The following is an 11,550-nucleotide window of genomic DNA, read 5'->3' as shown; positions in this document are numbered from 1 at the left end:
GTTTTCCCGTTTCACTTTCGACCGCCTGGGAAGATGACCGTGACCTTGAGGCCAGGAGCGTTGTCGGAGAGTTCGATCCGGGCATCATGCAGTTCACAGATCGCCTTCACCATGCTCAGGCCGAGACCTGAACCTTCGGTCGTCCTGCTCTTATCGAGGCGATAAAAGCGCTCGAGCACCTTGGAGCGTTCGGCCTCTGGAACTCCCGGACCATTATCGCTGATGGTGAGTGCAATGCTCTTTTCATGGCTCTTCAGCTCGATGACGATCGTGCTACGAGCCGGGGTATGCCGCATCGAGTTCGCCAGAAGATTCGCCAGCATCTGCCTGATCAAATCGGGATCGCCCCTCATTCGGAACACGCCAGCCGGTATGATCATACTGAGAACATGTCCTTCCTCGGACGCGATGACCTCATAGATCTCGTGAATGTCGCGAACGAGGTCGGTCAGATCGATCTCGACGAACTGCGCCCTCCTGCTTCTGGATTCGATCTGGGCGATGCGCAGCAGTGCGTCGAAGGTCTTTGCGAGGGAGGATAATTCCTGGAGCGCAACGGCTACGGCACTCTTCACTTCGTCAGGATGCTCGCGGGTCAACGCGTCGTCGAGGGCGAGAAAGGCGCGTCCGATCGGGGTCTTGAGATCGTGGGCGATATCCGTCGTCACTTGCTTGAGGGCTGTTACGCTCGCCTCCAGCCTACCCAAGGCGACATTTACCTCGCTCGAAAGCACGTCGATCTCGTCCATGCGCGGCGACACCGCAAGCCTCCGCGACAGCTCGCCGTGACCGATCGCATGGGCCGCTTGGGACAGGGCGAATATCCGGTTGCGCGCCCGGTATCTGAGGACTGCCGCACCAAGCAGACCCACGGCGAAAACGATGGCGGTGGTCCAGCCGAAGCTCAAGAGTACGATCCGCGCGAGTTGCTCGGTATCGCCTTCGCTTGTTCCCACCACGAGATCGTTGTCGCCGAGCTTGCCCCTGAAGAGCTTGTACCCGGTCGCTCCTTCACGATGGTTGTCGGGCAGCAGGTCCGAAAATCCGGCGGGAACGGCTGCGAGCGCGGCGTTGCCTGCCAGCACCCTGCCCGTCGGATCCCGTAGCGTATAGATTGTCTCCTCCCCCCTGATGGCGGGGCCGTGGCTGTTGACCATGTCGATTGCCCCAGAGACGCCTCGGGCCATGAACGCGGTCTCGATCTCCCGGTAACGCTCCATCACTGCCGCGTCGAGGCGATCGTCGAGATAGCCGAGCACCATCTGATATGCGACGACGTTTGCCCCCAGGTAGGCAAATACGAACAGCGAGCTGTAGATGATGGCGAGCCGGACAGCGGTGCTCTTGAAGAAGCTACCGCCGAGCATGGAGCGAATAGCCGACGTTGCGCACGGTGTGGAGCAGCGGGAAGTCGAAGGGCTTGTCGATCTTCGCGCGCAGCCTGCTGATATGCGTTTCGACGACGGAACTTTCGGGGTCGAAATTGAAGTTCCAGATCCGCTCGAGAAGCATCGTCTTGGTAAGAACCCTGCCCTCGTTCCTCATGAAATGCTCCAGCAACAGGAATTCCCGGGGCAGCAGTTCAACGGGGGCGCCTCCGCGTTGCGTAGTCCGCTTCACGAGATCGATCTCCAGATCGCCCACTCGCAACGTCGTCTTCTCTGCGGCAATCGGAGGACGTCTCACAAGTGCGTTTATCCTGGCGGCGAGTTCGGAAAAAGCGAAAGGTTTCACGAGGTAGTCGTCACCGCCCGCCTCGAGCCCTTCAACGCGGTCATCTACACCGCTCATGGAGGTCAGGAAGAGCACTGGAGTGCGTACGGCGGCGGCACGCATTGTCTTGACGACCAGAAGCCCGTCCAATCCCGGCACCATGCGATCTACGACCATCACGTCGTAGCTCGATTCCAGGGCAGCCGAGAGACAGTCGCGGCCGTCGCGAACCCAGTCGACGACATGACCGGACGAGTTCAGCCCTTTCGAAAGGTATTCTCCGGTTTTCTGGTCATCTTCAAGAAGCAGGATCTTCATCGTAGTGGAATCCATGCGCGATTCGTATGCCGCTGTCGCGTTCACAAGCCGGGAAGCCGGAAAAATCAGGCATTGTTACGGCGGAGCGCTACGTTTACAGCCAGCGCACCTGACGCATAGCGAGTTCAGCCGTTCACGACGATGTATTTTTCGATCCGGCCAGAGTTCTCTTCGATCATTCGCCCCTTTAATGGACCCCTCCGCGGATTCAGAAGCGCCCGATCGCCGTACTTTACAAAATTGTAAAGTTCGCGAGAGGGCCATGTCAGAACGTCGATCTATCGTCTCCATGCTGCAAACCGCAGCTTTCATGCGAGGAGATCATCATGAAGACAAAGTTCGTAACGGCATTCATTGTCCTGGCATCGACCGCAACGTCCGCGTTTGCGACTGGACCACTGAGCGAGAGGGCAAGCAACGTTGACCGGATCGTCCAGGGCCATGGTCGCGCTGGCGAGAGCGCAGTCGCATCTTCGGACCGCTCGGTATCGTTTGAAGTACTCGCCGATGGCCGTGTTCGTCGGACCAACGCCAAGTACGGAACAGTTACGTTCTCCGATCCGGCGGCGGAAGCTCTCCGGGCTCGCAACCGTCACTGATCAGGGTGTTTGCGTAGTCGGCCTTGTTATGAAGACGATATCCATCAGGTTCCTGGCACAAGCGCTGGGGAGCATCCTTTTCACCACGGCGTGGGCCGAGCACGAGCGGGTGTTCCGCGTGGGAAGGGAAGAACCGTCGCGCCGGAGTTCAGCGCGACGCGTTTCAGGCTGAAACCATGATCAAAGTGTCCCGGTGTCCTCAGATGCATCGGGAGACACCCTCCGCGTCGTGTTGGCGTTGCCACACAATCAACGCGAATGGATGATTGAAGACTACGTCGATTGACAAGCTCGATGGCTCTGGCGATCCTTGAAGGCATGAGCGGGATGTATCGAATCACATCTAAAGCGATGGCACTGTTGTTCAGACTGGTGATGATACTGTCACTGGCTGGCTACAGCTTTTCCGCTGTCAATGCTGCGATGCATCCCGAAAGCGCGCCTCAAGTCTCCCAGATGGAGAACGATCATTCGTCCCACCACGGCAACGATCACAGTGCCATGGCCCAGTCGGATGATCACGGCGACCAGCATGACCACGGCAGCCCGGAGAAGACAAAGAACTCCTGCTGTAAGGACTACTGCGGTGTCGCCGCCATCACGTGCACTGGCTCTTCACTGAGCCACCCGCGCGTGGTCTCCATCCGCGAGTTCGCTGACGACACGGACACCGTCGGCGAAGCTCCGAGCCTTCATCGTCCACCTAATATCTGAGAACTAGCACCCGCACTGCGGGTCTTGCTGTGCGTCCGCGCTACCGCGTGGCCGCACAAACGCGATCTTATTCTCGGATTCTCACCATGAAACGTTTGTTCCTGGTGGTTGCCATGCCGCTCGCTGTGAGCGGATGCGCGTCCACCCTTCCTGAAGTCGTAACCGTAGCCGACAGTCCCGACACTGTGTCGGACGCTCGCCCTGTCCATTATCAGAGCCCCATTGGTGGATACACCCACCGCGTTCCCGTCGATCCGAAGCCGTGGCGGGATCTCAACGATTCCCAGGCCCCGAAGAAGAAGGGCTGAGGAAAATGATGCTACGCAACATCAAGATGATTTCCGCCGTCGCTCTGCCATTGGTAGCCGCCGGGTGTGTGACGACCGACTACTCGGCTGTTGACTCAGGGTTCGCAAACGCGTCGCTAAAGAGCGGCGAGGCGACGGGTAAACAGACCGTCTGGATTCAGAACCAGAAGCAGGCTGAAGCAACCCGTGATCGGGTAAAATCGCTAATGGCGAAGAAGACCATCGACGTTGAGACAGCCGTCCAGGTCGCTCTTCTTAACAACAAGGGACTTCAGGCATCCTATGCGGATCTTGGCGACAGTTCCGCCGACGCATGGCAGACACAGCTATCCGTGTTTCCGACGTTTTCGGTTGGTCTGAGCGGCATCGGCACGCCTGGTCTGGAAGCTTACCGGGTTCTCGAAGGGGCGATAGCCACCAACATCCTTGCACTTGCCACCTACGACCGGAACATCAAGCTCGCCGACAACCGCTTCCGGCAGGCCCAGCTCAGGGCGGCGATCGCCACGATCTCGCTTGCCGCCGACACGCGGCGGGCGTGGATCAACGCCGTCGCGGCATGGGAGAACGTCGCCTATCTGAACCAGGCGAAGATCGCCGCCGACGCCTCCTCCGAACTTGCCAAGAAGATCGGCGAGGCCGGATCGATGCCGAAGGGCGAACAGGCCCGCGAGCACGTCTTCTATGCCGAGCTGACGGGCGACACGGCCAAGGCCCGGTTGACCGCCAAGCTTGCCAAGGAGGAACTGGTCCGGCTCATGGGGCTGTCTGGGACGGAGGTCGACTTCCAGATACCGAACCGTCTGCCCAACCTGCCGAAGACCCTCATCAAGCGGGACGACATCGAGGCCGAAGCCATCCGCAAACGGATGGACCTGCAGGTCTCGCGTCTGGAGCTTCAGGCGGCGGCGAAGTCCTACGACCTGACGAACGCGACGCGCATCGTCACCGACATCGAGCTCGTCGGCACCTGGGAGAAGGAACGCGAGCGGGAAGACGGGAAGATCGTTTCCGACATTTCGAAGACCGCAGGCCTCGAGTTCACCATCCCGATCTTCGATTCCGGACAGGCGCGCCTGCGCAAGGGCGAACTCGCCTACATGCGGGCGGCGAACCAATTGGCACAGCTTGCTGTGAACGTGCGGTCGGAGGCGCGCTCCGCCTACGTTGCCTACAGATCCAACTACGACATCGCCCGGCATTACCGGAACAACGTCCTGCCGCTTCGCAGCGCGATCGAGCAGCAGTCGATGCTCAACTACAACGGCATGATCACCAGCACGTTCGAACTCATCTCCGACACGCGGGACAAGATCACGTCCACCATCCTCGCCGTCAACGCGAAGCGCGACTTCTGGCTCGCAGAGGCGAACCTTGCGCCCGTCATCTACGGCGGCAGCACCGGGTCCGCCGCGGCTGAATCCGAAGTCGCGTCGGCGGAAGAAGCGCCCGCGGGCGGTCATTGAAAAAGGAAACGAGAATGTTCAGCAGAAGACAATTGCTCGGAGCGGGCGCTGCCTCCGCCGCCCTCGTCTCCTCACAGGCCTGGAGCCAGACCACGAACATGGGCTTGCCGGAAGCGGCTCTCATGGATTCGGCGGCGACGCAGAAGCCTGTGAAGCCATCGGTCGGCCCGGACTACAATCCGGTCGTCACACTCAACGGCTGGACCCTGCCATTCCGTATGAACAACGGGGTCAAGGAGTTCCATCTCGTTGCCGAACCCGTCGAGCGGGAGATGGCGGAAGGCATGACAGCCTACCTCTGGGGCTACAACGGCCAGTCACCGGGTCCGACCATCGAGGCCGTCGAAGGCGACCGTGTCCGGATATTCGTGACCAACAAACTTCCCGAGCATACGACCGTCCACTGGCACGGCATGATCCTGCCGTCGGGCATGGACGGCGTGGGCGGGCTTTCGCAGCCGCACATCCCGGTTGGCAAGACGTTCGTCTACGAGTTCGACCTCGTGAAATCGGGGACGTTCATGTACCACCCGCACTCCGACGAGATGGTGCAGATGGCGATGGGCATGATGGGCTTCTTCGTCGTTCATCCCAAGGATCCGGCGTTCATGCCCGTCGATCGTGACTTCGTCTTTCTCCTCAGCGCGTACGACATCGATCCCGGCTCATATGTACCGCGGGTCATGGAGATGACCGACTTCAACCTGTGGACCTGGAACAGCCGCGTGTTCCCCGGCATCGATCCTCTGGTCGTATCGAAGAACGACAAGGTCCGCGTGCGGGTCGGAAACCTGACGATGACCAACCATCCGATCCACATGCACGGCTACGACTTCGAGGTGACCTGCACCGACGGCGGTTGGGTGCGGCCGGAGGCCCGCTGGCCCGAGGTGTCGATCGACATCCCCGTTGGGGCGATGCGCGCATACGAGTTCGACGCAAAATATGTCGGCGACTGGGCGATCCACTGCCACAAGTCGCATCACACGATGAACGCGATGGGCCACGAGATCCCGACCTTCATCGGGGTCGACAAGAAGGAAGTCGCCAAGAAGATCCGACAGTTCCGCCCGGAATACATGCCGATGGGTACCGCAGGCATGGCCGACATGGGCGAGATGTCGATGGAGATCCCGGAGAACACCGTTCCCATGATGACTGGCTGGGGCCCGCATGGCCCCATCGAGATGGGCGGCATGTTCTCCGTGGTGAAGGTCCGCGAGGGAATCTCCGCGGGCGATTACACCGATCCGGGCTGGTACGAGAACCCGCCCGGCACGCAGGCCTGGGAGTGGACGGGCAGCCTGCCCGACGCGACCAAGGCGAAAGACGCGAAGACGCAGCCGCCGTCGAAGCATTCGAACCACGGCTGACGACAAGTTCCCTGAACAACCACGAAGGAAAATCACATGAAGAAAACAATGATCGGCCTGATTCTGGCCACCGCTCTTTCGACGCCCGCATTGGCGTCCGGGAACCATGCCGGAGGGCACGGCGAGGCCATGGCCGTCGGCGAACCTGGTGACAAGGCGAAGGTCACTCAGACGATCCGAGTTTCCATGAAGGAGACACCGGACGGCAAGATGGTTTTCACCCCGAACAACTTCAAAGTCCGCAAGGGTCAGACCGTACGCTTCACGATCAAGAACGAAGGCGAGCTCGATCACGAGTTCGTTCTCGACCAGGAAGACAAGGTCATGGAGCACAAGGCTGTCATGGAGAAGTTCCCAGACATGGAACATGACGACCCCAATGCCATCCGGCTCGCGTCCGGCAAGTCCGGCGAGATCGTCTGGAAGTTCACCAACGACGGAGTGTTCAAGATCGCCTGCCTTGTTCCCGGCCACTACGACGCTGGCATGCACGGCGACGTTGCTGTCGCCAAGTAACCTGAAAGGAACTCGAAAATGAAAAACATCATCAAGCTGGGTCTCGCAGCGGCGATCGCCCTCTCCTCTGCAGCCGGCGCGTTCGCCCAGGAGTTCACCAACGGCACCGTGAAGAAGCTCGACGCAAAGGCAAAGAAGGTCACCCTGATCCATGAAGAGCTCAAGGGTCTCGAGATGCCTGCGATGACCATGGTCTTCGAGGTCAAGGACGATGCCCTCCTGACAAAGCTCAAGGAAGGCGCGAAGGTCCAGTTCGTTGCCGAGCGCGTCAACGGCAAGCTGACGGTCACGCAGGTCAAGTGATGTGATGGCGGCCGCGCTTGCAGATGCAGGCGCGGCCACCCACCTCATGACGTGGGTTGCAGGCAGAGAACCGTCCAGAGATCCTGCATCCAGTCACCGGATCCCGGCGGCGCTGGCATGAGGTGGACGAAGCCACCAACCTTCACGGCCCGCGGCGTTTCGCACCTGACGCGCACAGCATGCGCTCCATGGTCTGTGAAGACCTTGTCACCGCTTGCCGAAAACTCGGTGAGCCCGATTCCGACCTCATAGTCATACTGCCTGTCATCCGGCTTCATCGATGACGTTATGGCAAGACTGATGGTCCGGCTGTCGGAAAACCTGGCAATGTGGAATGGCTGACGTTCCTGGGCCTGCGCGCCCGAGACGACGGTGGCGAATGCTGCGACGAAAATACCGATGTGGCACATGGGCACCTCCCGGTACCATATGTCGAGCATACCACAGTGCACGCGTCCGCGACAGTTTTCCGTTGGTAGCTGGCGGGTCGTGCGGCTCAGGCGCAAGGAGAGGAAAGAGACAATGAAACGCAGGGAGTTCATCTGCATGGCAGCGTCGGCGGCGTTTCTCCCCGGCGCGGCGACGGCCAGCATGCCGGAACTGATCGTCCACAAGGACCCATACTGCGGCTGCTGCGAGGCCTGGGCGTCTGCGTTCGGAGACGCTGGCTTTTCCGTCGTTATCAGGAACGAGGACGACATGGACGCAGTCAAGGCCAAGCTCAGGATCCCTGGCTCGATCCATGGATGCCATACCGCAACCGTGAACGGATACTTCCTCGAAGGCCACGTACCTCTGGAAGCCGCACAACGACTGCTCGCGGAAAAGCCAGCGCTCGCAGGTCTGGCCGTCGCAGGCATGCCGAAGGGATCCCTCGGCATGGGCACTGATCCCGGTGCATCCTACGATGTCATGGCGATACCGAAGGACGGTGGTGCGCCTTATGTCTACATCGCCGTCAGACCAAAGTGACCGCGTCCCGTCAGATACCGAACGACGACAGGATCGGGCATGGCCCGGTCTTCCCGGATGCGCACTCCCCCACGAGCCGCTTGAGCGCAATCCTCGCCTGATCCAGCTCCGCGATGCGGGCTTCGAGGGCCTCAAGCCGAACTTTCGCGAGCCTTCGTGCAGTTTCCCGATCGTCTCCGGCATCGAGATCCATGAGTTCCTTGATTTCCTCAAGCGTGAACCCCGCGGTCTGCGCCTGTCTGATGAACATGAGGCGGCGGAGATCATCCTCCCCGTAGTGCCGAACACCCACGTGCTTCTTCGGTGTCGTCAGCAGCCCTCGCCGCTGATAGAAGCGAATAGTCTCTACCCCGACGTTTCCGGCCGCAGCAAGTTTTCCAATCGTCATGTCCATTGGCTGTTGACTCCGTACCACGGTACGGAACGTATGGTCATGCCAACGTTTTCACAAGACAAAGGAGAAGTGAAATGTTGGACAAGGTCCAGAACACGAAGAAAGCGGCCATCTACCGCATGGTGATGCCGGGCCATACTTGCCCTTACGGCTTGAAGGCCAAATATCTGCTCGAGCGTTACGGCTACGAGGTCGAAGACCATCACCTGGAGACGCGCGAGGAAACCGACGCGTTCAAGAAGGAGCACGATGTCGCGACCACGCCGCAAGTGTTCATCGACGGCAGGCGCGTCGGCGGACATGATGACCTGCGCAGGTTTCTCGGCAAGAAGGTTGCCGATCCCAAGGCGACGACCTACCGCCCAGTCATCGTGCTCTTTGCCATGACCGCGCTGACAGCGATGGCGACAAGCTATGCGGTCAGCGGCGATCCTTTCACGCTGAGAGCGGCTGAATGGTTCATCGCCTTCTCGATGGTCGTGCTCGCGCTTCTGAAGCTTCAGAACGTCGAGACCTTCGCCACCATGTTCCTGAACTATGATCTGCTCGCGAAACGGTGGGTTCCGTATGGCTACGTCTACCCTTACGCGGAAGGCCTCGCGGGCATCCTCATGGTGGCGGGCGCCCTCAACTGGATCTCCATCCCCGTCGCCCTTTTCATCGGCACCATTGGCGCTGTGTCGGTCTTCAAGGCCGTCTACATCGACAAGCGGGAGCTGAAATGCGCATGCGTGGGCGGATCCAGCAATGTCCCGCTGGGTTTCATCTCGCTCACCGAGAACCTGATGATGATCGCTATGGCCATCTGGATGGCGGCGGCCACCCTGGGCTTCATTGGCGGCCACGCAATGTGACCCGTGCTGCCCGCTGATGCCAATCGGAGATGCCGTGATGCATCTCCGACCCACTTGATGAAGATCAACGCAAGCGTATCCTAGCGCGGTAGATTGTTCCCGTGCGAAACTGGGCAGAACAAGATGAACCTGCGGAAGCTTTCACCGCTGATGTTGAGGATTTGCGTGGTCATTGTTGCCGTCGCCGTCCTCTTCAGCGCGCCCGCCTCCCAAGCCGCTGCTCATCACACCTGCTCTACGGAGACCAGTGTTTCCGTCGGACATCAGCATAGCGGCGACCATCATTCGAAAACGAAGACCGTGCTTGCCGATCAGGCTTGCTGCAGCACAATCTGCGCCGTTTGTCTGCTTATCCTTCCCACGCCTACCGAGTTGTCGTCCGTGTCGATGCTGCTCACCCGAACCTCGGATCTGCAGGATCATCTGACCGGGGTTACCCCTTCGCCTGCCCTTAAGCCCCCGCAGTCCGCCGCCTGATGAATCCGTCCGCCTTCCAGCGGAAAACCATCATCAGCAATGTCGGCATGCCGACAAGGACAAAGAGGCATATCATGTATCGCCGCCAATTTCTGAAGACGCTAGCCGCAGGGGCGGCAGCCGTCTCTCCCATCCTCAATTCCAGAAGTGCGTTTGCGAATCCCGCCGCCGTGGATCTCATCATCGGAACCAGAACCCTGGAGGTGAACGGCAAGGCCGCCACCGTCTACGGGCTGGCCGACCGCAACAGCAGGCCCGGTCTGGTCCTTGATGCAGGCTCGGACTTCAATGTCCGCCTTATCAACGAGTCCAAGGAGGACACGCTCATCCATTGGCACGGCTTGACACCGCCGTGGGACATGGACGGCGTACCGGAAAATCCGGCCGCGCCGCTCCCTGCCGGACAGAGTCGGGAATACACCTTCCCTGTCGGACCCGGCGGCACACACTGGATGCATGCCCATACGCTTCAGGAGCAGAGCCTGCTTGCGGCACCGCTCATCGTCCAGACGGCCGAAGACAGAAGCCGGGACGAACAGGAAGTCGTGGTCCTGCTACATGACTTTTCCTTCAAGTCACCCGAGGAGCTGTTGGAAACCTTGAAGGGCGGCAGTTCCGGCCACGGAGGGATGCAGTCGGGCCAACAGAACATGATGCAGACTATGACGAACATGCAGGGGCACCAGATGCCGATGACAGGCATGTCGACGATGAGTATGCCGATGAAAGGGATGTCGTCACCAGACCTGAACGACATCGAATACGACGCATATCTCGCCAACGACCGCACGCTGGACGATCCCGAGGTCATCAGAACCGAGAAAGGGGGTCGCGTTCGGCTTCGCATCATCAACGGAGCGACTGCCACTGCATTCACGGTCGATACGGGAGCGATCGTCGGCAATCTGATCGCCGTGGACGGCATCGATGTCGAGCCCGTGGCGGGAAGCCGCTTCCCGATCTCAATGGGCCAGCGCCTGGACATCCGGCTCGAGCTTCCAGCAGGTTCCGGTTCATATCCGATCCTCGCTCTCCGCGAAGGCGCGACGGAGCAGACCGGAATTGTCCTCGCAACCAGCGGCGCGACTGTCGCGAAGATCGGCACCACCTCTTCAGGCCCAGGGCCTGTTCTCGATCTCGGTCTCGAGCAGCAGCTCCGTGCAAGGAGACCTATTTTCCCGCGCGTGCCCGACCATCAGTTCACACTGACACTGGGAGGTGACATGGCCGCATACACTTGGAGCATATCGCCCGGTGCACCGCTGAAAGTTTCCAAGGACAAGCGAGTTCGCCTGACGATGCGGAACATGTCGATGATGGCGCACCCCATGCACCTGCACGGGCACCACTTCCAGGTCTTGCGCGTCAACGGCCGTGATATCAGCGGGGCTGTCCGGGACACCGTCCTCCTGCCCCCGATGGCAGAGGTCGCGGTGGAGTTCGATACGGGCAATCCCGGCAACTGGCCACTGCACTGCCACCATCTGTATCACATGGCGACGGGGATGATGACCTATGTTTCCTACAACGGCGCGATCTGATC

General features: G+C 60.1%; 14 protein-coding genes. 10 read left to right on the top strand and 4 right to left on the bottom strand.

What is annotated here, in order from left to right; all coding sequences use genetic code 11:
• Window positions 1-11 precede the first annotated feature (11 nt).
• Together F3H41_RS02795 and F3H41_RS02790 are read right to left on the bottom strand one after the other, a co-directional pair.
• Window positions 12-1,367, bottom strand: a complete 1,356-nt coding sequence (locus F3H41_RS02795; RefSeq protein WP_149737038.1) for an ATP-binding protein — start codon at window positions 1,365-1,367, stop codon at window positions 12-14.
• Window positions 1,354-2,031 (bottom strand): winged helix-turn-helix domain-containing protein, encoded by a 678-nt coding sequence (locus tag F3H41_RS02790; RefSeq protein ID WP_149737037.1) that lies wholly within the window; start codon window positions 2,029-2,031, stop codon window positions 1,354-1,356. Before F3H41_RS02790 ends, F3H41_RS02795 begins: the two co-directional genes overlap by 14 nt.
• A gap of 326 nt (window positions 2,032-2,357) precedes the next feature.
• Here F3H41_RS02790 and F3H41_RS02785 point away from each other — a divergent pair, with 326 nt between their 5' ends.
• From F3H41_RS02785 to F3H41_RS02755, 7 genes are all read left to right on the top strand, one after another.
• Entirely contained in the window at window positions 2,358-2,630 is a 273-nt protein-coding gene (locus tag F3H41_RS02785; protein WP_149737036.1) for a hypothetical protein, read from the top strand.
• Window positions 2,631-2,924: 294 nt separating this feature from the next.
• Window positions 2,925-3,344 (top strand): hypothetical protein, encoded by a 420-nt coding sequence (locus F3H41_RS02780; protein ID WP_244616054.1) that lies wholly within the window; start codon window positions 2,925-2,927, stop codon window positions 3,342-3,344.
• 86 nt (window positions 3,345-3,430) lie between these two features.
• The gene (locus tag F3H41_RS02775; RefSeq protein WP_149737035.1) at window positions 3,431-3,652 is read left to right on the top strand and encodes a hypothetical protein; all 222 of its coding nucleotides are present in this window, start codon (window positions 3,431-3,433) and stop codon (window positions 3,650-3,652) included.
• Between the two features lie 5 nt (window positions 3,653-3,657).
• Window positions 3,658-5,118 carry a TolC family protein gene (locus F3H41_RS02770; protein WP_149737034.1) on the top strand — a complete coding sequence of 487 codons (1,461 nt, stop codon included), beginning with the start codon at window positions 3,658-3,660 and terminating at the stop codon, window positions 5,116-5,118.
• Between the two features lie 14 nt (window positions 5,119-5,132).
• A complete protein-coding gene (locus F3H41_RS02765; RefSeq protein ID WP_149737033.1) occupies window positions 5,133-6,491 on the top strand; it encodes a copper oxidase in 1,359 nt (452 codons plus the stop codon).
• 36 nt (window positions 6,492-6,527) lie between these two features.
• Complete coding sequence (locus F3H41_RS02760) at window positions 6,528-7,007, top strand: plastocyanin/azurin family copper-binding protein (protein ID WP_149737032.1); 480 nt, start codon at window positions 6,528-6,530, stop codon at window positions 7,005-7,007.
• 18 nt (window positions 7,008-7,025) lie between these two features.
• Window positions 7,026-7,310 (top strand): copper-binding protein, encoded by a 285-nt coding sequence (locus tag F3H41_RS02755; protein WP_149737031.1) that lies wholly within the window; start codon window positions 7,026-7,028, stop codon window positions 7,308-7,310.
• Window positions 7,311-7,354: 44 nt separating this feature from the next.
• Here the strand turns inward: F3H41_RS02755 and F3H41_RS02750 are convergent, their stop codons facing one another.
• Window positions 7,355-7,903, bottom strand: coding sequence for a hypothetical protein (locus F3H41_RS02750; protein WP_188129395.1), 549 nt, complete (start codon window positions 7,901-7,903; stop codon window positions 7,355-7,357).
• Between F3H41_RS02750 and F3H41_RS02745 the strand changes: the two genes are divergently transcribed.
• Window positions 7,833-8,282, top strand: a complete 450-nt coding sequence (locus F3H41_RS02745; RefSeq protein ID WP_149737029.1) for a DUF411 domain-containing protein — start codon at window positions 7,833-7,835, stop codon at window positions 8,280-8,282. The two genes, F3H41_RS02750 and F3H41_RS02745, sit on opposite strands and share 71 nt — an antisense overlap.
• A gap of 10 nt (window positions 8,283-8,292) precedes the next feature.
• Here F3H41_RS02745 and F3H41_RS02740 read toward each other — a convergent pair whose 3' ends face one another.
• Window positions 8,293-8,697 (bottom strand): MerR family transcriptional regulator, encoded by a 405-nt coding sequence (locus F3H41_RS02740; protein WP_188129318.1) that lies wholly within the window; start codon window positions 8,695-8,697, stop codon window positions 8,293-8,295.
• Window positions 8,698-8,750: 53 nt separating this feature from the next.
• On the opposite strand from F3H41_RS02740, the gene F3H41_RS02735 reads away from it, so the two are divergent.
• The gene (locus F3H41_RS02735; RefSeq protein ID WP_149737027.1) at window positions 8,751-9,530 is read left to right on the top strand and encodes a glutaredoxin family protein; all 780 of its coding nucleotides are present in this window, start codon (window positions 8,751-8,753) and stop codon (window positions 9,528-9,530) included.
• A 551-nt stretch (window positions 9,531-10,081) separates the two neighbouring features.
• Window positions 10,082-11,548, top strand: a complete 1,467-nt coding sequence (locus F3H41_RS02730) for a multicopper oxidase domain-containing protein (RefSeq protein ID WP_149737026.1) — start codon at window positions 10,082-10,084, stop codon at window positions 11,546-11,548.
• Window positions 11,549-11,550: the final 2 nt, after the last annotated feature.

The sequence above is a fragment of the Rhizobium sp. RU20A genome, from assembly GCF_900155885.1.
Taxonomy (GTDB): Bacteria; Pseudomonadota; Alphaproteobacteria; order Rhizobiales; family Rhizobiaceae; genus RU20A.
Note: the sequence above shows the minus strand (reverse complement) of the source record. Positions and strands in the feature narration are given on the sequence as shown.

Coding starts and splice junctions, on each gene's coding strand:
- F3H41_RS02795 (WP_149737038.1), bottom strand. CDS start 1,367: ATGCTCGGCGGTAGCTTCTTCAAGAGCACCGCTGTCCGGCTCGCCATC.
- F3H41_RS02790 (WP_149737037.1), bottom strand. CDS start 2,031: ATGAAGATCCTGCTTCTTGAAGATGACCAGAAAACCGGAGAATACCTT.
- F3H41_RS02785 (WP_149737036.1), top strand. CDS start 2,358: ATGAAGACAAAGTTCGTAACGGCATTCATTGTCCTGGCATCGACCGCA.
- F3H41_RS02780 (WP_244616054.1), top strand. CDS start 2,925: ATGGCTCTGGCGATCCTTGAAGGCATGAGCGGGATGTATCGAATCACA.
- F3H41_RS02775 (WP_149737035.1), top strand. CDS start 3,431: ATGAAACGTTTGTTCCTGGTGGTTGCCATGCCGCTCGCTGTGAGCGGA.
- F3H41_RS02770 (WP_149737034.1), top strand. CDS start 3,658: ATGATGCTACGCAACATCAAGATGATTTCCGCCGTCGCTCTGCCATTG.
- F3H41_RS02765 (WP_149737033.1), top strand. CDS start 5,133: ATGTTCAGCAGAAGACAATTGCTCGGAGCGGGCGCTGCCTCCGCCGCC.
- F3H41_RS02760 (WP_149737032.1), top strand. CDS start 6,528: ATGAAGAAAACAATGATCGGCCTGATTCTGGCCACCGCTCTTTCGACG.
- F3H41_RS02755 (WP_149737031.1), top strand. CDS start 7,026: ATGAAAAACATCATCAAGCTGGGTCTCGCAGCGGCGATCGCCCTCTCC.
- F3H41_RS02745 (WP_149737029.1), top strand. CDS start 7,833: ATGAAACGCAGGGAGTTCATCTGCATGGCAGCGTCGGCGGCGTTTCTC.
- F3H41_RS02750 (WP_188129395.1), bottom strand. CDS start 7,903: ATGCTGGCCGTCGCCGCGCCGGGGAGAAACGCCGCCGACGCTGCCATG.
- F3H41_RS02735 (WP_149737027.1), top strand. CDS start 8,751: ATGTTGGACAAGGTCCAGAACACGAAGAAAGCGGCCATCTACCGCATG.
- F3H41_RS02730 (WP_149737026.1), top strand. CDS start 10,082: ATGTATCGCCGCCAATTTCTGAAGACGCTAGCCGCAGGGGCGGCAGCC.